25 protein-coding genes are annotated in these 19640 nt (G+C 69.7%); 10 read left to right on the top strand and 15 right to left on the bottom strand.

The window, feature by feature from the left end; translation table 11 throughout:
• Window positions 1-6: 6 nt before the first annotated feature.
• A complete protein-coding gene (rlmB, locus tag MMF94_RS14395) occupies window positions 7-999 on the bottom strand; it encodes a 23S rRNA (guanosine(2251)-2'-O)-methyltransferase RlmB (RefSeq protein ID WP_241036904.1) in 993 nt (330 codons plus the stop codon).
• Between the two features lie 5 nt (window positions 1000-1004).
• Window positions 1005-2396: a cysteine--tRNA ligase gene (gene cysS / locus MMF94_RS14390; RefSeq protein WP_241036903.1), complete on the bottom strand. Its 1392-nt coding sequence runs from the start codon at window positions 2394-2396 to the stop codon at window positions 1005-1007.
• 95 nt (window positions 2397-2491) lie between these two features.
• Between cysS and MMF94_RS14385 the strand changes: the two genes are divergently transcribed.
• The gene (locus MMF94_RS14385; protein ID WP_241036902.1) at window positions 2492-2926 is read left to right on the top strand and encodes a VOC family protein; all 435 of its coding nucleotides are present in this window, start codon (window positions 2492-2494) and stop codon (window positions 2924-2926) included.
• 30 nt (window positions 2927-2956) lie between these two features.
• Here the strand turns inward: MMF94_RS14385 and ispF are convergent, their stop codons facing one another.
• From ispF to MMF94_RS14370, 3 genes are read right to left on the bottom strand one after another with little or no spacing between them, the layout of a single operon-like run.
• Complete coding sequence (gene ispF, locus MMF94_RS14380; RefSeq protein ID WP_241036901.1) at window positions 2957-3424, bottom strand: 2-C-methyl-D-erythritol 2,4-cyclodiphosphate synthase; 468 nt, start codon at window positions 3422-3424, stop codon at window positions 2957-2959.
• Window positions 3421-4089 carry an IspD/TarI family cytidylyltransferase gene (locus MMF94_RS14375; protein WP_277398726.1) on the bottom strand — a complete coding sequence of 223 codons (669 nt, stop codon included), beginning with the start codon at window positions 4087-4089 and terminating at the stop codon, window positions 3421-3423. Before MMF94_RS14375 ends, ispF begins: the two co-directional genes overlap by 4 nt.
• Window positions 4090-4130: 41 nt before the next feature.
• Window positions 4131-4622: a CarD family transcriptional regulator gene (locus MMF94_RS14370; protein WP_241036899.1), complete on the bottom strand. Its 492-nt coding sequence runs from the start codon at window positions 4620-4622 to the stop codon at window positions 4131-4133.
• A 283-nt stretch (window positions 4623-4905) separates the two neighbouring features.
• Here MMF94_RS14370 and MMF94_RS14365 point away from each other — a divergent pair, with 283 nt between their 5' ends.
• Together MMF94_RS14365 and radA are read left to right on the top strand one after the other, a co-directional pair.
• Window positions 4906-5625 (top strand): copper chaperone PCu(A)C, encoded by a 720-nt coding sequence (locus tag MMF94_RS14365; RefSeq protein WP_241036898.1) that lies wholly within the window; start codon window positions 4906-4908, stop codon window positions 5623-5625.
• A gap of 19 nt (window positions 5626-5644) precedes the next feature.
• Window positions 5645-7012 carry a DNA repair protein RadA gene (gene radA / locus MMF94_RS14360; RefSeq protein ID WP_277398725.1) on the top strand — a complete coding sequence of 456 codons (1368 nt, stop codon included), beginning with the start codon at window positions 5645-5647 and terminating at the stop codon, window positions 7010-7012.
• A gap of 9 nt (window positions 7013-7021) precedes the next feature.
• Here the strand turns inward: radA and MMF94_RS14355 are convergent, their stop codons facing one another.
• Window positions 7022-7816 carry a hypothetical protein gene (locus MMF94_RS14355; protein ID WP_241036897.1) on the bottom strand — a complete coding sequence of 265 codons (795 nt, stop codon included), beginning with the start codon at window positions 7814-7816 and terminating at the stop codon, window positions 7022-7024.
• 113 nt (window positions 7817-7929) lie between these two features.
• On the opposite strand from MMF94_RS14355, the gene MMF94_RS14350 reads away from it, so the two are divergent.
• The 4 genes from MMF94_RS14350 to MMF94_RS14335 all read left to right on the top strand — a co-directional run bounded on the left by MMF94_RS14350 (window position 7930) and on the right by MMF94_RS14335 (window position 10018).
• Window positions 7930-8070 carry a hypothetical protein gene (locus tag MMF94_RS14350; RefSeq protein ID WP_241036896.1) on the top strand — a complete coding sequence of 47 codons (141 nt, stop codon included), beginning with the start codon at window positions 7930-7932 and terminating at the stop codon, window positions 8068-8070.
• Window positions 8071-8167: 97 nt separating this feature from the next.
• Window positions 8168-8656, top strand: coding sequence for a beta-class carbonic anhydrase (locus tag MMF94_RS14345; RefSeq protein ID WP_241036895.1), 489 nt, complete (start codon window positions 8168-8170; stop codon window positions 8654-8656).
• Between the two features lie 34 nt (window positions 8657-8690).
• Complete coding sequence (locus MMF94_RS14340; RefSeq protein WP_241036894.1) at window positions 8691-9557, top strand: A/G-specific adenine glycosylase; 867 nt, start codon at window positions 8691-8693, stop codon at window positions 9555-9557.
• A gap of 2 nt (window positions 9558-9559) precedes the next feature.
• Complete coding sequence (locus MMF94_RS14335) at window positions 9560-10018, top strand: 2'-5' RNA ligase family protein (protein ID WP_241036893.1); 459 nt, start codon at window positions 9560-9562, stop codon at window positions 10016-10018.
• Here MMF94_RS14335 and gabP read toward each other — a convergent pair.
• From gabP to MMF94_RS14315, 4 genes are all read right to left on the bottom strand, one after another.
• Window positions 9965-11374 (bottom strand): GABA permease, encoded by a 1410-nt coding sequence (gabP, locus tag MMF94_RS14330; RefSeq protein WP_241036892.1) that lies wholly within the window; start codon window positions 11372-11374, stop codon window positions 9965-9967. The genes MMF94_RS14335 and gabP overlap by 54 nt on opposite strands.
• A 92-nt stretch (window positions 11375-11466) precedes the next feature.
• Window positions 11467-11952 (bottom strand): peptide deformylase, encoded by a 486-nt coding sequence (locus tag MMF94_RS14325; RefSeq protein WP_241036891.1) that lies wholly within the window; start codon window positions 11950-11952, stop codon window positions 11467-11469.
• Complete coding sequence (locus MMF94_RS14320; RefSeq protein WP_241036890.1) at window positions 11949-12515, bottom strand: PadR family transcriptional regulator; 567 nt, start codon at window positions 12513-12515, stop codon at window positions 11949-11951. Before MMF94_RS14320 ends, MMF94_RS14325 begins: the two co-directional genes overlap by 4 nt.
• Before the next feature lie 23 nt (window positions 12516-12538).
• Window positions 12539-13327 carry an alpha/beta fold hydrolase gene (locus MMF94_RS14315; protein ID WP_241036889.1) on the bottom strand — a complete coding sequence of 263 codons (789 nt, stop codon included), beginning with the start codon at window positions 13325-13327 and terminating at the stop codon, window positions 12539-12541.
• Between the two features lie 19 nt (window positions 13328-13346).
• On the opposite strand from MMF94_RS14315, the gene MMF94_RS14310 reads away from it, so the two are divergent.
• Together MMF94_RS14310 and MMF94_RS14305 are read left to right on the top strand one after the other, a co-directional pair.
• Window positions 13347-13652, top strand: a complete 306-nt coding sequence (locus MMF94_RS14310; protein ID WP_241036888.1) for an antibiotic biosynthesis monooxygenase family protein — start codon at window positions 13347-13349, stop codon at window positions 13650-13652.
• 90 nt (window positions 13653-13742) lie between these two features.
• The gene (locus MMF94_RS14305) at window positions 13743-14495 is read left to right on the top strand and encodes an SIR2 family NAD-dependent protein deacylase (RefSeq protein ID WP_241037117.1); all 753 of its coding nucleotides are present in this window, start codon (window positions 13743-13745) and stop codon (window positions 14493-14495) included.
• A gap of 191 nt (window positions 14496-14686) precedes the next feature.
• Here MMF94_RS14305 and MMF94_RS14300 read toward each other — a convergent pair whose 3' ends face one another.
• The 4 genes from MMF94_RS14300 to MMF94_RS14285 form a co-directional block, all read right to left on the bottom strand.
• Window positions 14687-14848, bottom strand: a complete 162-nt coding sequence (locus MMF94_RS14300) for a hypothetical protein (protein ID WP_241036887.1) — start codon at window positions 14846-14848, stop codon at window positions 14687-14689.
• Between the two features lie 183 nt (window positions 14849-15031).
• On the bottom strand, window positions 15032-16177 hold the full coding sequence (locus MMF94_RS14295; protein WP_241036886.1) for an aKG-HExxH-type peptide beta-hydroxylase: 1146 nt from the start codon (window positions 16175-16177) through the stop codon (window positions 15032-15034).
• 87 nt (window positions 16178-16264) lie between these two features.
• Complete coding sequence (locus MMF94_RS14290) at window positions 16265-17359, bottom strand: hypothetical protein (protein WP_241036885.1); 1095 nt, start codon at window positions 17357-17359, stop codon at window positions 16265-16267.
• A 58-nt stretch (window positions 17360-17417) separates the two neighbouring features.
• Window positions 17418-18203, bottom strand: coding sequence for a FadR/GntR family transcriptional regulator (locus MMF94_RS14285; protein WP_241036884.1), 786 nt, complete (start codon window positions 18201-18203; stop codon window positions 17418-17420).
• Between the two features lie 221 nt (window positions 18204-18424).
• On the opposite strand from MMF94_RS14285, the gene MMF94_RS14280 reads away from it, so the two are divergent.
• The gene (locus MMF94_RS14280; protein WP_241036883.1) at window positions 18425-18646 is read left to right on the top strand and encodes a hypothetical protein; all 222 of its coding nucleotides are present in this window, start codon (window positions 18425-18427) and stop codon (window positions 18644-18646) included.
• Between the two features lie 41 nt (window positions 18647-18687).
• Here the strand turns inward: MMF94_RS14280 and MMF94_RS14275 are convergent, their stop codons facing one another.
• Window positions 18688-19581, bottom strand: coding sequence for an alpha/beta fold hydrolase (locus MMF94_RS14275; RefSeq protein WP_241036882.1), 894 nt, complete (start codon window positions 19579-19581; stop codon window positions 18688-18690).
• Window positions 19582-19640: the final 59 nt, after the last annotated feature.

The following is a 19640-nucleotide window of genomic DNA, read 5'->3' as shown; positions in this document are numbered from 1 at the left end:
GGGGGCTCAGCGGCGGCGCCGGCGCGCGATCTCGGCCAGGACGACGCCGGCGGCCACCGAAGCGTTCAGGGACTCGACCGGCCCCGCCATCGGGATCGAGACCGTGACGTCGCAGGTCTGCTTCACCAGCCGCGAGAGGCCCTTGCCCTCCGACCCGATGACGAGCACCAACGGATCGGCCGCGAGCTCGAAGTCGTCGAGCGACACCGACCCCTCCGCGTCGAGCCCGGCGACCATGAAGCCGGCCGTGGCGTACTCGCGGAGGGTGCGCGTGAGGTTCGTGGCGCGTGCCACAGGGAGCCGCGCGGCCGTGCCCGCTGAAGTGCGCCACGCGACGGCGGTCATGCCCGCCGCCCGGCGCTGCGGCACGACGACGCCGTGGCCGCCGAATGCGCTGACCGAGCGGACGACCGCGCCGAGGTTGCGCGGGTCGGTGACACCGTCGAGCGCGACGATCAGCCCGGACTCGGGCGACTCCGACGCGATCTCCAGCAGCTCGTCGGGGTGCGCGTACTCGTAGGGCGGCACCTGCAGCGCGAGGCCCTGGTGCAACGCCCCACCGGTGATCCGGTCCAGGTCGTGGCGGGGAACCTCCAGGATCGAGATCCCGGCATCGGCGGCGAGGTGCACCGCCTCGGCCACCCGCTCGTCGGTGGTGGTGCCGATCGCGACGTGCAGTGCGGTGGCAGGCACACCCGCGCGTAGGCACTCCACAACCGGGTTACGCCCCAGCACCGTCTCGGGGGTCTCGCCGTCGCCAGGCTTGCGGCGGTTGCCCGCGGTGGCACGGCCACCACCGCCACCCTTGCCGGACTTCCCGGCGCCCGTGGCCGATCTCGCCGCCTTGCGGGCCGCGGGATGGCCGGGGCGCATCTCGGCGGGCGGCGTGGGTCCCTTGCCCTGGAGGGCACGGCGACGCTGCCCTCCGGAACCGACGACCATGCCCTTCTTGGTGCCTTCCTTGCGCATAGCACCACGACGTTTGGAATTACCGGGCAATGTGCCTACACGTCCTTCAATGACCAAGTGGGGCCGTCGGGGCTGTCCTCCACGGACACCCCGGCAGCGGTGAGCCGGTCGCGCACCTCGTCGGCAGCCGCGAAGTCGCGCCGGGCGCGTGCGTCCTGACGCTGCGCGAGCAGATCCTCGACCAAGGCACTGAGCGCGCCCGTGGTGGCATCCACCGTGCCGTCGTCCTCAGCCCAGTGAGGGTCGAGGGGGTCGAGCCCCAGCACACCCGTCATCGCACGCACCGACTCGGCCGCGCGCATCGCAGCCGAACGGTCTCCGGCGTCCAGAGCGCTGTTGCCTTCGCGCACAGTGCCGTGGATCGCCGCCAACGCACCGGGGGTGCCCAGGTCGTCGTCCATCGCCTCGACGAACTCCGGGGCGAGCGTTCCTGGTTCGGGCGTGCCGATCCGCTCACGCACGCGGTGGACGAACGATTCGATACGCCGATAGGCGGCCACGGACTCGTGCAACGCGGCGTCGGAATACTCGATCGACGAGCGGTAATGCGGGCCCACCAGGTAGTACCGCAACTCGACGCCACGGACCCGGCGCAACAGCACGTCGATCGAGAGGGTGTTGCCGAGCGACTTCGACATCTTCTCGCCGCCCATGGTGACCCAGGCATTGTGCAGCCAGTACTGCGCGAACGGGTCGCCCGCCGCGTTCGACTGCGCACGTTCGTTCTCGTGGTGCGGGAACACGAGGTCGAGCCCGCCACCGTGGATGTCGAACTGGGGGCCCAGGTAGAAGGTGGACATCGCCGAGCACTCGAGATGCCATCCGGGACGGCCACGACCCCACGGAGTGGCCCACGACGGCTCTCCGGGCTTGGCCGCCTTCCACAGCGTGAAGTCGAGCGGGTCGCGCTTGGCGCCGCCCTCTCCCTCGCCCTGAGCGACGTCGTCGACCTTCTGGTGCGACAGGGCCCCGTACTCCGGGAAGGTGCGCACCGCGAAGTAGACGTCGCCGCCTGCCGCGTAGGCGTGGCCCCGCTCCATGAGCCGCTCGATGAGCTCGACCATCTGCGGGACGTGGCCGGTGGCACGCGGCTCGATCGACGCCGGGAGGCAGCCGAGAGCGTCGTACGCGGCGTCGAAGGCGCGCTCGTGGGTGGACGCCCACTCCCACCACGGCCTACCGGCGGCCGCCGCCTTGCGCAGGATCTTGTCGTCGATGTCGGTGACGTTGCGCACGAGCATCACGTCGAGACCCTTGTGGGCCAGCCATCGGCGGAGGACGTCGTAGTTGAGCCCCGAACGGACGTGCCCGATGTGCGGCAGGCCCTGCACTGTGGCGCCACAGACGTAGATCGACGCAGCCCCGGCCCGCAGAGGGACGAAGTCCCGCTGCTTTCTGGTGGCGGTGTCGAAGAGGCGCAGGCTCACATCTTCCAGAGTACGGACCCGTAGTCCGCATGGTTTACCAGGGCAGTTCCGCTTCGTCCACGACGCGAAGCTCACAAGCGGCCAAACTCCGCATCATGACTGAGATTCGCGGACTATATCCCCGGCTCGTCGTGGAGGGCGCCGACGCCGCGCTCGCCTTCTACACGGCCGCCTTCGAGGGTGAGGTGCTCGAGCGCTACACCGGCGCTGACGGTCGGGTCGTGCACAGCTTGGTGCAGGCAGGACCGGTGCGCTTCGCCGTGAAGGACGCGGGCGACGGCGACCCGGCGCCCGGTGGCAGTGGCATTCCGGTGATCATGTCGCTGGACGTCTCGGACGCCGATGCGGTGGCCGAGCGAATGCTGGCGGCAGGCGCGACGGTGATCTTCGAGCTCGCCGACCACGGATACGGCGACTACGGCGGCCGGCTCGCCGACCCGTTCGGTCACCAGTGGATGCTCAGCCAGCGCATCGAACAACTCGACGCGGATCAGGTGCAGAGCCGATTGGACGCGATGCACGAGGCGTGACGGGACCCTGGCCCGCTCCGGGCGTCAGGGCTAGGGGATCGCGAGGAGCAAGGCCGTCGCTATTGCCGCGACTCCCTCGCCGCGGCCGGTCAGCCCGAGCCCGTCGGTGGTGGTGCCCGAGACCGACACCGGTCCGCCGACGGCCTCCGAGAGCACCTGCTGCGCCTCGGCCCGCCGGGTGCCGATCTTCGGTGCGTTGCCGATGACCTGCACGGCGGCGTTCCCCACAGTCCAGCCGTCGGCCGTCAGAAGCCTGCGCACCTCGCCGAGCAGCGCCACTCCGCTCGCACCGCTCCATTCGGGGCGGCTCGTACCGAACACCGCTCCGAGGTCACCCAGGCCCGCGGCCGACAGCAGCGCGTCGCACAGAGCGTGTGCGGCGACGTCACCGTCGGAATGGCCGGCACACCCGGCGACCCCGGGCCAGTGCAGCCCCGCGACCCAGCACTCGCGGCCGGCCTCGACCGGATGCACGTCGGTGCCGACGCCGACTCTCATCGTTCGATCCTCTTCGCCAGTAGCTCGGCGAGCTCGAGGTCCCAGGCGCTGTGGACGGAGAACGCAGCCGAGTGGCCCGGAACGGTGTGGACGGTGCCACCCGAGGCGGCGTGGTGGCGCGCCAGCGCCAGTGGATCGGCGGCGAGCGAGGGGCGCAGGAGATCACCTCGCACCGCGAGGGGAGTCTGCAGCACGCGCAACCCCGACCGGTCCGGCGTGCCCCGCACAAGGCCGTCGGCATCCACCTGTTTGACGGTGTCGACCAACGGCAGGACGGGAACGGCCATCTCGTGGCCCTCGCGGACTGCAGCCACGACAGCCGCGGCGAGCGCGGAGGGCGCGAACGGCCGCGACGCCTCGTGCACGACGACGACGTCTGCCGAACTGATCGTGATCGGCCCGTCACCCGTAGTGGCATCTGCTCGTTGATGGGCGTGTGGCTGCATATCGGACAACGCATGCGTAGACACGCTCACGGACAACCCAAGGCAGGCTCGTACCAGCGCATCACGCCGCTCATCCGCAACGAGCAGAACGACATGGTCGACGAGATCCGTGGCCAGCAACGAGCGCACGGACCTCACGACCATCGGTTCACCACCGACAGCCGTGAGGACATCTACCTCGTCAGGACCGCCAGCCACTACCACGGCAACCGTGCTCATGCTCTGACCGTGGCCGGCAGATTGGGACAGTGGGCGTGCGCTCAGGCCGTGGCGGTGGCGAGGACCTCGTCGAGAAGCATCTCGGCCCGCTCCTCGTCGGTGCCCTCGGCGAGAGCCAGTTCGCTGACGAGGATCTGGCGGGCCTTGGCAAGCATGCGCTTCTCGCCTGCAGACAGACCGCGATCCTTCTCCCGCCGCCACAGGTCGCGGACGACCTCGGCAACCTTGTTCACGTCCCCTGAAGCAAGCTTCTCCAGGTTCGCCTTGTACCGGCGTGACCAGTTCGTGGGTTCCTCGGTGTGCGGGGCGCGAAGCACCTCGAACACCCTGTCCAGACCTTCCTGGCCCACCACGTCACGAACACCGACCACCTCGGCGTTCTCGGCGGGAACACGCACCGTGAGATCACCCTGCGCGACCTTGAGGACGAGGTACTGACGTTCCTCGCCCTTGATCGTCCGAGTCTCGATGGCCTCGATGAGAGCGGCACCGTGGTGCGGGTAGACGACGGTCTCTCCGACCTTGAAAGCCATGTGTCCTCTGCCCCTTTCGCTGGAACCAGGTTAACACGGCCGGACCTGGCACCGCTGCCCGACCCGGCCCGTCGTCGCAGGTCAGGGGATTGACAACCAGCGGGAAACGTGCAGGCGCAGCTATTGTCGCCACTGCGGGGGACCGCGCCAGGCGCTCCTACAGGGGGCGTTAGGCTCGTGCAGGCCGAAGCCAGTGACCGGCGAGGACGTCAGCCGTCCGCGTCTGTTGCACCGCTGCGCCCGCAGCACGACGTGATGGCCCGCCAGGAAGGACGTCAGACCCGTGAGCCGCATCGTGCGTATCCGTCCGACCGCAGCAGCCCTCGTCGGGGCCGTAGCCGCGGCCGTCACGCTCGCCGGGTGCGGGGCGGGCCAGATCACCCAGACCGACACGCAGCTCTCGGCCGTGGACGGCGCCAACGTCCAGGTGGGCACGATCGCGATCCGCGACTCGGTCATCGAGTTCAACGACCGGGCCCAGGGTGCGGCCGTCTACCCCCGTGGTGGCAGCGCGCCCCTGTCGATGAGCATCGTGAACGCCGGTGCCCAGGCCGATCGGCTGGTCTCGGTGTCGAGCCCGATCGCCACGTCCGTGCAGATCACCGGAACGTCGGACCTCCCCGCGGGGCAGAGGTTGCTGGTCGAGGGCGCTCCGCCGGCGCCGGTAGCGCCCGCCCTCCCGGCGGCTCCCGGAGCGCCGGCAGTTCCTGGTGCCCCCGCCGTGCCCGGCGCTCCGGCCACGCCTGGTGCGCCGGCCGCACCCGGGGCGCCCGCTCCGACGACGACGGCCACGCCCGGCCCGGGTGGATCGACGCCGCCTCCCGGCACTCCGCCGGTCTCCGGCGGTATTCGCGAGGCGAACATCGTGCTCACCGGTCTTCGCGAGGACATCACGGCCGGCCCGACCTACCCCGTCACGTTCACGTTCGAGAAGGCGGGCCAGATCCAGGTGCCCGTCCCGGTCCAGAACCCCTCCGGCCCGCGCGAGAACACGGCCGAGTGACCGTGCCCGCGCCACAGGCGTGACACCCCGCACCCGTACGGCCCGTGCGGGCTACCGCTGCGTCGAGTGTGGACACCTCGCGGCTCAGTGGGTGGGGCGCTGCCCGTCCTGTCAGGCCTGGGGAAGCCTCGAGGAGTCGGCCCCGGTGGCCGCCGCTCCCGCGAGGAAGCGGGTCGCGGCCGGAGCCCCCACCGCCCCTGCCCGCCGGATCGCGGACGTCGCGCTCGACTCGGCCCGCTCCAGGCCTACAGGCGTGTCCGAACTGGATCGAGTACTCGGTGGTGGCCTCGTCCCCGGCTCGGTCGTCCTGCTGGCGGGCGAGCCCGGCGTCGGGAAGTCCACGCTCCTACTGGAGGTGGCGGCCAAGGCTGCGAGCGCGGGTCGCGTGCTGTACGTCACCGGCGAGGAGAGCGCGGGCCAGGTGCGACTGCGCGCCGAGCGCACCGGCGCCGTCCACGACGAGCTCTACCTCGCCGCCGAGTCCGACCTCGGCGCGATCGTGGGCCACATCGACGAACTGCGCCCTGACCTGCTCGTCGTCGACTCGGTGCAGACGATGTCCACGGGCGACGCGGACGGCTCCCCCGGCGGCGTGACGCAGACCCGCGCGGTCACCGTCGCACTCACCGGGCTCGCGAAGGAACGCGGCCTGCCGGTGCTGCTCGTGGGACATGTCACCAAGGACGGCGCGATCGCCGGCCCACGGGTGCTCGAGCACCTCGTCGACGTCGTGCTCGCATTCGAAGGGGACAAGCACTCCACGCTCCGGATGGTGCGTGGGGTCAAGAACCGCTTCGGGCCCGCCGACGAGGTGGGCTGCTTCGAGCTGCGAGACCAAGGCATCGTCGGGATGCCCGACCCGTCCGGGCTCTTCCTGGCGCGGTTCGGCGGTCCGCCGGTGCCCGGCACCGCCGTCACCGTGGTCATGGACGGCCGCCGCCCGCTCCCGGCCGAGCTCCAGGCACTCGTGACCGGGAAGGACATCCCCAGCCCGCGGCGTGCGGTCAGCGGGCTCGACAACGCACGCATCGCGATGCTGCTCGCCGTCCTGGAGAAGCGGGCGGGCGTGCGGCTGCACGACGCCGAGGTCTATGCCGCCACCGTGGGCGGGATGCGGGTCGTCGAACCCGCGGCCGACCTCGCACTGGCGCTCGCGATCACCTCCGCGCGGCGTGACGTCGCGCTGCCGGCCGATGTCGTCGTGCTCGGTGAGATCGGGCTGGCCGGTGAGGTGCGTCGCGTCACGGGACTCGATCGCAGGCTCGCCGAGGCGGCCCGCCTCGGCTTCACGCACGCTCTCGTGCCACCCGACAACGGCGCCTCCCCCGCGGGAATGAAGATCACCGAGGTCCGCGACGTCGGATCGGTGCTGCACGCGATCCGCTGAGGCGACCCGTCAGGGAAGCCGCCGGAACGGCGTTGCCGCGCTGATCGCGTCGTCCACTCTGGTCATCACGTTGTAGCTGCCCGGCGGCACCACCGTGCGCGGTGCGGCACATCCCGGGGTCGAGGTGCGCCCCGCCCACCGCACCGCGAACGCCACGGGCTGGCCGGGCACGAGCGTTCGCAGGTCGCTGGTGGACGCGTTGACGCAGTCGTTGCTGGACCAGATCCGCGCACCGCCGGGCCCCCACACCACGATCTCCTGCCTGGCCGAGTCGAGGTCCCGGATACACGGCTGATCGCTCACGTTTGTGACGACGAGCCGCAGGACCGGCCGGTCCACCACCCGATGCTCGGGGCGATCGATCTCGGCGCCCACCGTCAGCATCGCGTTCGTGCATGGCACCGGGCCGGTCGGCGGCACCGGCACCGGCGGGGGAACCGGTACGGACTGGCGCGGCGTGTCGTCGGGCACCAACTGCTCGGCGGCGATGGCGGCGCCGGGCGGGGGCGGCAGTTGCTCGCTCGACGGCGAGGATCCGGTGGGCGCAGGCCCCACCGTCCCCGGTTGCGCCGGCGGCGGGGCAGACGCCGGCGCAACTTCCGGGGACGGTGAGGCCTGCTGGGGAGCGGACGCGCTTGAATGGACTGCGGCCCGGGTCGTGGGGGTGTTGGACGTTGCTGCGGACGCCACCACGATGACGACGGCCCAGGCCACGATCACGAGGACAGTGGCCGTGGACGCGATCGCCACCCAGCGTCGCCTCCAGTAGACGGACGCGGGTAGCGGCCCAACCGGCTCCCACACGTCACGAAGAGTATCGAAGCGATTACCATACGTTGCGGAATTGGCCCTGCCTCGGCGCGTCGCGACGCGCCGGTTTGCACACGGTCGGCGGAGCAGGTTCACTCCTGGCGCGGTTGACCATGCTGAATGGGTTGCACCTGCAGGGCAGAGCGGGTTCACTTCTCGGCATGATCCGGACACCGGTGCTGCTCGAGGCCTTCTGGCCGAGCCGCCGGATCATGCAGTTCGACGAGTTCTGTCGCCCGGCCGCGTAGCGCACCGCGCACGTTCCCCGGTCGCCACGCGGCCTCCGCGCGTCCCACTGTCGTGGGCGCTCGCCTGCGGCATCTCGTTTCGAACCAGGAGACACCGATGTCCATCACGGATGAACTGCTCGCGAACAACGCCGGTTACGCAGAGACCTTCGCGGGACAGTTGCCGCTGCCCCCGTCCAAGAACGTCGCCGTCGTGGCCTGCATGGACGCCCGGCTCAACGTCTACGGCATCCTCGGCCTCGGCGAGGGCGAGGCCCACGTGATCCGCAACGCCGGTGGCGTGGTCACCGACGACGAGATCCGCTCGCTGGCCATCAGCCAGCGGCTGCTCGGCACCAGGGAGATCATCCTCATCCATCACACGGACTGCGGGATGCTGACCTTCACCGACGACGAGTTCAAGAAGAGCATCCAGGACGAGACCGGTATCAAGCCCGAGTGGGCGGTCGAGACCTTCTCCGACGTCGACGAGGACGTCCGCCAGTCGATCAAGCGGATCAAGGCCAACCCGTTCGTCCCGCACACCGACCAGGTGCGCGGATTCGTCTTCGACGTGGCCACGGGCAAGCTGAACGAGGTGGTCTGAGGCAGGAAGAGTGGCAGTGGCACGATCGTCGACCGTGTCACTGCCCGCTCTCGTGCTCGACTGGTACCGCGCGTCCGCCCGGGATCTGCCATGGCGCCGTCCGGAGACCACTCCGTGGGGCGTCATGGTGAGTGAGTTCATGCTCCAGCAGACGCCGGTGGCGCGCGTCGAGCCGGTGTGGACGGCATGGATGGACAGGTGGCCGGTCCCGTCGGCACTGGCTGCGGCGCCGCGGGCAGATGTCCTGCGGGCCTGGGGCAAGCTCGGCTACCCGCGCCGGGCCCTGCGTCTGCACGAGGCGGCCGCGGAGATCGCCCGGGCGCACGGCGACGTCGTGCCGTCGGACGTGAACGCGCTGGAGGCGTTGCCCGGCATCGGCTCGTACACGGCCCGTGCGATCGCGGCTTTCGGGTACGGCAGGCGGTGCCCGGTGGTCGACACGAACGTCCGGCGGGTAGTGGCCCGTGCCGTGCACGGCCGCGGAGACGCGGGACCGGCGCGCACCACCGCCGATCTCGCCGATGTCGATGCGCTGCTCCCGGGCGACGATGCGTCGGCCGCGGTGATATCGGCCGGGCTGATGGAGCTGGGCGCCGTGGTCTGCATCGCCCGTGGTCCGCGCTGCAGCGCCTGTCCCGTCCGCTCGGTCTGCGCATGGCAGGCGGCAGGCCGGCCCGAATACTCCGGGCCGCGCAAGCCGGTGCAGGCGTTCGCCGGCACCGACCGGCAGGTCCGCGGCAGGCTGCTCGACGTGCTGCGCGACGCGCCGGGCCCCGTCGAGCGGGCGGCGCTGGACGCGGCCTGGTCGGATGCGGCGCAGCGGGATCGCTGCCTGCATTCACTGCTCGTGGACGGCCTCGCCGAGCAGCACGACGACGGCCGCTTCGCGCTGCCCGCCTGACGATGGCGCAGACGGTCCGTTTCCGGCTGGACGACGACGCATGTGCCCAGGTGGAGTCGCTCCGGGCGCGGTTGCGGTCGCTGGGGCTCGCGGTGCCGACCGACACACCCGCCGTCACCGTCGCGGCCGCGGGGGCCGTACCTCAGCCGGCCAGGGACGCACTGGCGGCCGAACTGCGGCTGCTGGCCCTGCCCTCGATCTGGCTCGCCACGCTGGGCACCGTGGCCGGGCGCGCCGATGAGCTCGTGCTGGCTGCCGTGGTGGACGCGGAGCTTCTCGCCGTGCACGCCGCAGTGCACGACGCGCTGGCCGGCCGGGTGCGCGCGCCCGTCGCCGCCTACCTGCCCGGCACGTGGCTGCCGCACTGCGTACTGTCCGAGGAACGCCCCGCCGACGCGTTCGCCGCGCTACACCCGGTCACTCCGGTCCGCGCGCGTGTCGTCGAGGTGGAGATCGGCTGACCGCCGGCCGCGGCGGGAGGTCACGATCCCGATCACGACGACCACCACGGCGATCAGCGCGGTCATCGCCAGGTCGAACCGCGACGACTCCCGGGTGGCCATGTAGATGAGCATCACCGGGATCACGATCACGACGGCCCACGTCAGCCACGGGTAGGCCCACATCCGCACCGGCATGTGAGCGCCCTCCTGCTCCAGCTTCGCGCGCAGCCGCAGCTGGGACACCGCCACCACCAGGTAGACGAGCAGCGCGATCGCCCCGGACGTGGCGAGCAGCGTGGTGAAGACCGCCTCTGGCACCAGGTAGTTGGCGATCACGACGAGAAAGCCGATGGCGGTGGAGGCGAGCACGGCGACGCGAGGCACGCCGTCCGCCGTCGTGCGCATCACGGCACTCGGCGCCTGGCCGCGACGGCCGAGCGAGTAGATCATCCGCGACGCCGTGTACAGCGCCGAGTTGAGGCAGCTCGCGACCGCGACCAGCACGACGACGTCGACGATCGCCTTGGCGCCGGGAACGCCCATGACCTGCAGTGCCGCCTGGTAGGAGCCAGCTTCCGCGAGCGCTGGGCTGTTCCACGGCACCAGGGCGACGACGATCAGGATCGACGCCAGATAGAACACCGAGATCCGCCAGATCACCGAACGGGTGGCGCGGCCGATCTGCTCGGCGGGCTTCTCCGACTCCGCGGCCGCGATCGTGACGATCTCGGTGCCCATGAAGCTGAACATCGTGGTGAGCACCGCGGCGACCACGGCGCCGATGCCGTTCGGCAGGAAGCCGCCCTGGTCGAACAGCCGGGACGCGCCGCTGACATCGCTGCCCGGCAGTAGACCGAGCACCGCCAGCACACCGATGGCGATGAACGCGATGATCGCGACGACCTTGAGCAGCGCGAACCAGAACTCGAACTCGCCGTACTTGGCGACGTTGAACAGGTTCGTGGCCGTGAGGGCCAGTGTGATCGCCAGCGCCCACACCCATTGGGCAACGGCGGGTATCCACGAGTTGAGGATCGTGGCCGCGGCGGTGGCCTCGAGCGGGATCACCAGCACCCAGAACCACCAGTACAGCCATCCGACGCTGAACCCGGCCCATCGGCCGATCGCGCGGTCGGCGTAGGTGGAGAACGACCCGGAGTCGGGCTGCGCCGCCGCCATCTCGCCGAGCATCCGCATGACGAGCACGACGAGCAGGCCCGCGAACGCGTAGGAGATGAGGACGGCGGGACCCGCCGTCGCGATCGCGGCAGACGAGCCGACGAACAGACCAGCCCCGATCACCCCCGCGATGCTGATCATGGTGACGTGCCGGTTCTTCAAACCTGAGCTCAGAGCGGTGTCCACCTCGGCCACGGGCCGTCCCCTTCCCCCCATTGCGAAGCCCATGCATCGTCACACCGCCAGACGATCATCACCACTCGGAGTCGATCACGATTCGCGGTCGCTCAGACCCGGGCGCGTCGCAGCATCCGCATGGCGTCGCGCCGACGCTCCCCGGTGAGAGCGTCGATGTAGAGCTCGCCGCGTAGGTGGTCGGTCTCATGTTGCAGGCAACGGGCCAGCTCGCCGGTGCCCTCGATCGACACGGGGCGCCCGTCGAGGTCGACACCCTCCACATGCGCGTAGGCAGCACGGAGCCGCCGGGCGTGCACCCCCGGCACGGACAGGCACGCCTCGTCGCCGTCGTACTCGCCGTCGGTCTCGACGAGGCGCGGGTTGAGCACGTAGCCGAACCGATCGTCGACGTCATAGGAGAACGCTGCGAGCGCCACCCCGATCTGGTTGGCGGCCAGGCCGGCCCGTCCGGGCAGGCGCACGGTGTCGAGCAGGTCGGTGACCAGCGCTTCCAGCGGGGCGTCGAACGTGGTGACGGGGTTGCACGGCATCCGCAGCACGGGGTCGCCGATGAGGCGCAGAGGCCGGACCGTCATCGTCCGATCTCCTGGGTCTCGGTCGCGGCGGTGAGCTTGCCGAGCTGGTCGATCACCATCTCGTGCCATTCCAGCTCCGCCCGTAGCCGCAGCCGGGCGTGCTCGACCACGAGATCGTCGGCCACGGTCTGGTCCGGCCACGCACGGTCGTGCAGATGATCCAACTGGGACAGCCGTGCCGACAGCGCCCGTTTCCGGTCGACGAGATAGCCGCGCAACGTGGCCTCGTCGACGTCCGAGCCGGTGGCGAGCGCGAGATCCACCGGGTCGGGCCGGAACTGGACCTCCTCGAAGGCCTCCGTCTGGAGAACGTGCAGCTCACGCCTGCCCTCGGTGGTGATCTCGTAGACGGTGCGTGCAGGCATGTTGCCCTCCTGCTCGGTGCGCAACGCCCGCACGAGTCCCTCGCCCTCGAGCCGGTGCAGAGCGCCGTACAGCGAGCCGGGGCGGACGTCGGACCAGAGCTCGGCCCGATCGACGCGGGCATCGCGGCGGATCTGATGGCCGTACATCGCGCCGCGCTTCGCGAGTGCACTCAGGACGAACAGCCGGGTGGGATTCACGGGCCGCAGTAAAGCATGAGTACTCACATGTGAGTACTCAGGAATGACTCCACCGCCGACCGGTACGCCTCCGGATCGCCGGACTGCACGAGGTGGCCCGTCCCCGGGATCCGCACGTGGTCCGCCGCCGCCATACGACGCGCCATCTCGGTCATCTGCCCGGCAGGCACGATGCTGTCCTCGGCCTCGACCAGCAGCACCGGACAGCGAACCGCGGCCAGGGCGTCCCAGTGATCGAGCTCCGCCCACTCCGCTGCGATCGCGGTCGCATACTCCACCTGGGCCAGCAGGTGGTAGCCGTCCAGGCGTTCCTCGACGCACTCCGCCATGTAGTCGCCGAACTCGGGACGAGGCCAGCCGAAGGCGCGGCGGACCGCGGCGAGCGACGGGAAGGGCTGCGGGAGCGCGCCGAACCAGGCCTGGGCGTCCTCGGCGCTGCGGCCGCGGAAATCCACGCCCATGTCCTCGACGACGAGCGCCCGCACCAGCTCCGGATGCCGCGCGGCGAGCACGAGTCCGTGCAGCCCGCCCATCGAGTGCCCGACCACCACGGCCGGTCCGACCTCGCCGAGCAGCTCGGCGACGTCGGCCGTCATGCGCTCGGTGGTCCACGGTGCCCGCGCTTCGGATCTGCCGTGGCCGCGGGCGTCCAAGCCGAGCACGCGTCCGTGCGCGACGAGCCACTGCGCCACCGGCCACCAGGTCGTCGCCCTGCCCATCAGCCCGTGCAGCACCACGATCGGGGTGCCCTGCCCGCCGAACTCGACGACCGCGAGCTGCAGGCCGTCGCTGGTCAGCATTCGCCGCCGCATCCCGGCTAGCCTAGGTCCCATGGCAGTTGTAAAGATCAATGCGATCGAGGTGCCCGAGGGCGCAGGACCCGAGCTGGAGAAGCGGTTCGCCAACCGGCTGCACGCAGTAGACGGGCAGCCCGGCTTCATCTCGTTCGAGCTGCTGCGGCCGGTCAAGGGCGAGACCCGCTACTTCGTGCTCACCCACTGGGAGGACGAGGAGTCGTTCCAGGCCTGGCGCAACGGCCCGGCAGCGGAGGCGCACGGCGGCGAGCGCGCCAAGCCCGTGGCCACCGGGGCGTCCCTGCTCGAGTTCGAGGTAGTGCAGCGTTCCACCGCGTCCTGAACCTCCTTGCGCCCTGAGCCCGCCCAGGCATCGGCAGCCGCTGCACTGATCGCAGGCGCCGATGCGTTGCTGGTGTGCGCGGGCGCGGGGATGGGCGTGGACTCGGGCCTGCCCGACTTCCGCGGCCCCGAAGGCTTCTGGCGGGCCTACCCGCCCTATCGAGGCCTGGGGCTGCGGTTCGAGGAGATCGCCGACCCGGTGCACTTCGCCGCCGACCCGGAGCTGGCCTGGGGCTTCTACGGGCACCGGCTCGCGCTGTACCGCAGGACCGTGCCGCACGCCGGGTTCGGCGTCCTGCTGAAGTGGGCGCAGCGATGGCCGACGCGCGTGTTCACCTCGAACGTCGACGGCCAGTTCCAGTGCGCCGGGTTCGACGAGGAACAGGTGGCCGAGTGCCACGGATCCATCCACTTCCTGCAGTGCATGATCGACTGTGGACAGCCGGTGTGGCCGGCCGACGGAATCTCGGTCGACGTCGACACCGCCACGATGCGCGCTATCGCGCCACTGCCGTCCTGCCCGTCGTGCGGGGCGCTCGCCCGTCCGAACATCCTGATGTTCGGGGACATGGAATGGATCGCCGATCGCGCCGCCGACCAGATGCGGGCGCACAACACCTGGCTGCGCGAGCTTCGCGCCGCTGGGAAGCGGCTCGCCGTCGTTGAGCTCGGCGCGGGTAACGCCCTCCCCACCGTGCGGCGCGAGGCGGAGCGGGCCAGCGCGGCGTCCGGTGCGCTGGTGCGGATCAACCCCCGCGAGCCGGAGGTAAGACACGGCCGCGGCGTCCCCATCGCAGCCCCCGCAGAGGCCACCCTCCTGGCTCTGGAAGAAATCCTCGGCTGATGCCGGATTCACGGGAGGGCACTCCTGCGCTCGGGTGCCCATCGCTTCCTTGTTGCGTGCCTACCCGTCGACCCGGCTGGGCCGCCGTAGCGACTGTAACGGCGCGTTCCGCGCCGATAATCGGGCTGGTGCGACATGACGGGACAGGTCGACGCCATACCTGGACGCCGACCGTGCCAACCGGGCGAAGGTCAGGACGCGGAGTCCGCGCTGATCTCGTTCTCTGCAGCGTCGTCCTCGACCAGCGGCTTCACGAACACCGTGCCGCCTTCCACCGGCCGCTGGGGGCCGATCCAGGTGACCTGCAGCGCAGGCGCCAGGAGTGTTTTGTCGTCGGCGACGTCCAGAGCCATTGTTCCGTCTACTTTCCAGGAGGTGGATAATGCGAGCCGCAAATTAGTCCATTTAGACGCAGAACACCCGTGCCCAGAAGTACCAATCGCCACAGTATCGCCGAAGCACCCGCACTCGGCGCCGAATGTCGCTCGAAGGTGCGACTGTCAGCAGGGGTTAAATGGAGTCGACCGTCAGCCGTGCTAGGTCGACCGCTCATCCGACATCGAGTGCGTGTCAAGAGTTTTAGATCGAATCCAGAATAGCTCAGTGCGGCTCGCCTGTCTTGCAACGAGCGTTCGTTCGCCTACCTTGCGGAGCAGCAGCGATCCGTCGGCGATATCGGCGGACAGCCGGTCGAGGTCAACAGGAACATCGGTGCTGATGTGCTCGGGGCGCCGGCCGGTCACCGCGCCCAGCAACGCATGCCCGTCCTGGCCGAGGCACTCTCCGTGGGCCAGCAGCCAGTCGCCGATCTCCGGATACCGCTCCTCAGCGTGGGGCAACAAAGAATCGCTGTGGATGTCCAGATCTCCGAGGGAATCATGGAAGGCACTCAGGCAACAATAGGCGTGCCATGCAGCAAAGGTCTGTTCGACGGGCCAACCAGGCGCACCCGGCTTCGCCCAGGACGGGAGAAACGTCGGTGCCGGATACGGCCTCGCGCCGAAGAGAGCGCGAGTGGTGGCCAGGTCGAAGAACTTCTGGTGCGCGCCCTCGTGGATCAGGGCCTCGGCCACCTCGAGGGAGCTATCTGGTTCGGGAAGGAGGATGAGCCCCGGGAACTCGCGGGCGGACGCAGATCCCAAACGACCGGCCGCATCCCGGGTCAGCACAGCGAACAGGCTGACATGCGGCAGCAGGTCCAGCGCCAGCATCGATGCCATGCGTACTGCGAGCTCGATGCCGTCGACGAGCCGGTCGAAAAGCGAGCCCGCAACTGGGCGGCCAGTGGTTGTCACAAGAGCCGATTCCTGAGTATCGGCGCCGTGTCTCCGCAGCTCACCACTGACCTTCATCACCGCGCCCGCTAGTGCCTCCCGCGCAGACAACGTGGAAGCAAGCCGGACCACGCATCCTTCGACGCTGGTCGTGCGCCCCTCCACAACCAGCTCGCTCAGCGGGAAGCATTTCGTTGGCGTGAAAGGCTCGTCACCCGCGAGAACGGCACCGAGGTGGCCCCGGGTGGCGGGATTGTCGAGTATGTCCTCGTCAGTACCTGTCCGGGGCTTCTCGCCGGACAGCATTTCCAGGAGAGTCCGATACAGCACTCGCCGCTGCTCGATCACTTCAGCGGGCAGGCCGAAAATCGCGTGGGCACGCCGAAGATCGGCCGCACCGAGTGGCACGTCAGGGCTCCGCTGGGGTCGAAGGGAGCGCCAGAGTATCGCCACCGCGTGACCGCTGGGCCGTTGGGGTGAGGCCCCAGAGTAGCGTCACGATGTGGCCGGTGGGTCGAGCGGGCGCCAGAGCAGCGTCACAGCGTGACCGGGCAGCATCCACGACTCCACTTTGACCTCAATCCGGTCGGACACTTCTTCCCACACGGTATTCGTCGGCAGCCCGGCCTTCTGCAGCGTCGAGGTGAGCACAAGGTAGGCCAGCCGCTGACCCTCGAATGGCAGTTCCTCCACATCGAACGTGATCTTGTGGACGAAGCACGGGTGCGGCGGCGACCACGTTACATAGCCCAAGGCACTCGAATTCCGCACTGAAACCCGGAACGAGAGCGTCTCGATGGACTCCACCACGTGATCGGGGTCGACGAGATCGTAGAGGTCGAACTGAACGATCCGAACGTTCTTGCGATCCAGACTCTCCGGCAGCCGCACGAACTGGCCGTAGTCCCGTACAGCCACTTCCTCTCCGCGCAGTGGTGTCGGATCCACCTTCCTGTTGAAACCATCGACGTCGATGTACGAGATTCCGATTCGGGCGTTCTCGCGCAGGATAGGGACGAAGTCCTCGAGATGGTCCTCGTCCATCAACCAGAGTTCGAAGAGCGGAAAGACACGTTCCCGGGGGATGAGTCCGGCGATCACCGGATCGGAGGTAGCGAAGACCACCAGCGTGTGGTTGTTCCGGACACCCGAGAAGTCGTGGGTCCAGGTGACATCGTTGTCGCTGGTGAACTCGTCGATCGCGCGTAGCCGAAAGTACGCGGTCGTCCCCCGGCTGACTGCCGTGTCGCTGCCCGCCGGATCCCTGCCCGAGCCGCCAAGCACTCCCACCAGAACGTCCTCGTGCGGGGAGCCCTTGCCGTAGACCCGCGGCAAGAGCGATCCGAGAGCCGCACGTGGAGACATCGAGCCGATGAGGGCAGGTCCAGCGATGTCCGCAAGCGCCTGCTGCAGCCGCGAGGTCGCATGTCGGCGGCCGATCAGCACGGCGAGCACGACGAGGAGGAACGGGCCCACCCACAGGATGACCACATACACCACGCGAAACCATGGCGCGCCCAGACCAGGGCCTACGAACGCGGTCAGTACCAACAGACCTACGGCAGCCGCCAGCACCAGGACGACCGCCATACACCCCACCCGTTTCGCCGAGTCCCGACAACATCATCGTCACTCGGGCGGATGAGCGCTACCCGTCCGGATTGCGGTTGTGCCACTCCGGCTCGACATCTGGCCCGCTGTACATCGTGTCGAGAGGTTCGTCGTCGATGTCGGTCAGCTCGTCATAGGGCCGCTGCAGGTGGCTGTTCATGGCCAACCGCGCGCCACCGGAGTCGCGGTTGCGCAGGTAGCGCACCACCTTCGAGTGCTCTCGGTACGACCGCTGAGGCACCCCCCGCACCGCGTAGCTCTGATACCGCCACTCGCGCAGCTCGGCGACGATGCGCAGGTACGTCTCGATCAGCGGGTCGTTGTGGCTCGCGTGGACGATGGCTTCGTGGAAGGCCTCGTCGGTGTGCAGGAGCTCGTCCTGGTCGTCGCCCGCCTCCTTGTGCTGCTGGTTGAGCTTGGCGATGTCCTCGATCTCGCCTTCCGTGGCGCGCAGTGCGGCCAGACTCGCTGAGAGTCCTTCCAAGCCGATACGAAGCTCGAACAGGTCGCTCATCCGGTAGTGACGGCCCTCCAGCCAGGACGGCGGGCTCGTGGAGGGAGGCGGAGGCGTGCGCCGGACGTACCAGCCGAGGCCCCTTTTCACCTCGAGGACATGCAGCGCTTCCAGCCGCTGCAGCGCTGTTCGCACCGAACTGCGCGCCACCTTCATGCCGCGCGCGAGCTCCGACTCGTTGGGGAGCCGGCCGCCGGGCTTGTAGGTTCCGGCGTCGATCAGCTCACGGATCTTGTCGGCGATCACCTCAGGCAACGGCCGACCTGCATCCAGCTTGAGTTCGAGCTGAGGGTCCCGGTCGGCGTCCATCTCTCCCTCTTGTCTGCGCCCAAGTGCAGCTGCGCCCGCGACAAATCTCTGACTCCCGTCAGCGGATCAGCGAGGGAGGCAGGTTGACGGTAATGGAAGCGCGGACGTCTGTCCACCGACCTGAAGGACTACAGTCGTCAGACTCCTGACACCAGTTGACAGACGTCCGTTGTCGGGTCACCCTGTCGATGACGAAATGGCACCAATGGGGGGAGACGGACATGTCGGCGTCCTACATCGCGATGGTCTTCGTCGCGCTGCTGCTCCTGGTCTACTGGCGGCTGGTCGCGCTGGTACTCGCGGCCTGCCTCCTCGCCTTGCTCGTGTACGGGCTCGGCGTCATCGAGCCCGAGTCAGGATCCGCCGCTCCGGCACGCACGCTGGCACCGGCGGAACCCGGGTCGGTATCACCTGAGGATGTCGGACCACCTCTGCCGCGGTGAGACCGCTCTGCGAACAACCACGCCGTCGGCTGCCTCGGCTGTCAGACAGCCTCTCGGCAGAGAAACGCCAGCAGCGCTTTCCAACGGGGCACCACCACCAGGTGCCCCGCACCGTCGACCACGTCGAGCCGGGCGTCCGGCAGCGCGCGCTGCCACCACAGGCCGTGCGCCCGGCCGATGTGGTCCGCCGAGCCGTAGCCGAGCAACACACTCGCCTTCACCTCGGCCGGGTCGAAACCCCACGGCCGGAGCGTGTAGCCGGCGATATCGGCCATCAACCCGGCCCCACCCTGAACGAGAGCCTCGTCGAGCATCGCGCGCAGCCGATCGGCGACACCATGCTCCGCGAGCACGGGCCCGTCCGCCTCGTCGATCCCCACCAGACCGAACCGGGCGTCGCCGCTGAGCGCCGCCAGCACCGGAGCGAACGCGGCCCCCAGCGCCTCGTGCGCGACGGCGGCAGGCGCATCTCGGAGCGCCTCGATACCCGAGCGGTGCTCCTCCGGAATCCACTGCACATCCTCGTCGGGCGCCGGGGTGCCGATCACGGCCACGCGCGAGACCAGGTCGGGGCGCCGGGCCGCGAGCGCGAGGGCGACCCGCCCACCGGCGGACCAGCCCGCCACCGCCGCGGTCGCGCCCGGCTCCAGAATGGTCTCCAACAGCGCGGCCGCGTCGTCCGCTGCCCCGTCCACGGTCGCGAACGCCCCGTCGCCGACGGGGTCGGACCCGCCGTAGCCCGGCCGGTCGAACGAGATCAGCCGGATCCCGCGCGCGGCTGTCGCCTCGGGGTCGGGGTCGAACACGCCGGATCCCGGTGCCGCGTGACAGAGCAGCACCACCGGCGCGCCGGCGGGCGCATCGGGCGTGAGGTCGTGCACCGCGACGCGACGGCCGTCGAGGCGGTGGATCTGGTGTGTCGCGCTGATCGTCATGGGAGCAGGTTCTCGCAGTGTCGGTGACACCGTGATGTCACCGTTTTTCCGGCATTCTC

It is taken from the genome of Pseudonocardia alaniniphila (assembly GCF_022524485.1).
GTDB lineage: Bacteria > Actinomycetota > Actinomycetes > Mycobacteriales > Pseudonocardiaceae > Pseudonocardia > Pseudonocardia alaniniphila.
This window is presented reverse-complemented; position numbering and strand designations above follow the sequence as displayed.

Bases quoted from the DNA above. Each gene is read 5' to 3' on its own strand.
- MMF94_RS14375 (WP_277398726.1), bottom strand. From the start codon at position 4,089: ATGAGCACGGTTGCCGTGGTAGTGGCTGGCGGTCCTGACGAGGTAGAT.
- MMF94_RS14285 (WP_241036884.1), bottom strand. From the start codon at position 18,203: ATGGACGCCGACCGGGACCCTCAGCTCGAACTCAAGCTGGATGCAGGT.
- MMF94_RS14280 (WP_241036883.1), top strand. From the start codon at position 18,425: ATGTCGGCGTCCTACATCGCGATGGTCTTCGTCGCGCTGCTGCTCCTG.
- MMF94_RS14305 (WP_241037117.1), top strand. From the start codon at position 13,743: ATGGGCGTGGACTCGGGCCTGCCCGACTTCCGCGGCCCCGAAGGCTTC.
- MMF94_RS14275 (WP_241036882.1), bottom strand. From the start codon at position 19,581: ATGACGATCAGCGCGACACACCAGATCCACCGCCTCGACGGCCGTCGC.
- MMF94_RS14335 (WP_241036893.1), top strand. From the start codon at position 9,560: ATGGCGCAGACGGTCCGTTTCCGGCTGGACGACGACGCATGTGCCCAG.
- MMF94_RS14370 (WP_241036899.1), bottom strand. From the start codon at position 4,622: ATGGCTTTCAAGGTCGGAGAGACCGTCGTCTACCCGCACCACGGTGCC.
- MMF94_RS14345 (WP_241036895.1), top strand. From the start codon at position 8,168: ATGTCCATCACGGATGAACTGCTCGCGAACAACGCCGGTTACGCAGAG.
- MMF94_RS14310 (WP_241036888.1), top strand. From the start codon at position 13,347: ATGGCAGTTGTAAAGATCAATGCGATCGAGGTGCCCGAGGGCGCAGGA.
- MMF94_RS14385 (WP_241036902.1), top strand. From the start codon at position 2,492: ATGACTGAGATTCGCGGACTATATCCCCGGCTCGTCGTGGAGGGCGCC.
- ispF (WP_241036901.1), bottom strand. From the start codon at position 3,424: ATGAGAGTCGGCGTCGGCACCGACGTGCATCCGGTCGAGGCCGGCCGC.
- MMF94_RS14315 (WP_241036889.1), bottom strand. From the start codon at position 13,327: ATGCGGCGGCGAATGCTGACCAGCGACGGCCTGCAGCTCGCGGTCGTC.
- MMF94_RS14325 (WP_241036891.1), bottom strand. From the start codon at position 11,952: ATGACGGTCCGGCCTCTGCGCCTCATCGGCGACCCCGTGCTGCGGATG.
- MMF94_RS14300 (WP_241036887.1), bottom strand. From the start codon at position 14,848: ATGGCTCTGGACGTCGCCGACGACAAAACACTCCTGGCGCCTGCGCTG.
- MMF94_RS14290 (WP_241036885.1), bottom strand. From the start codon at position 17,359: ATGGCGGTCGTCCTGGTGCTGGCGGCTGCCGTAGGTCTGTTGGTACTG.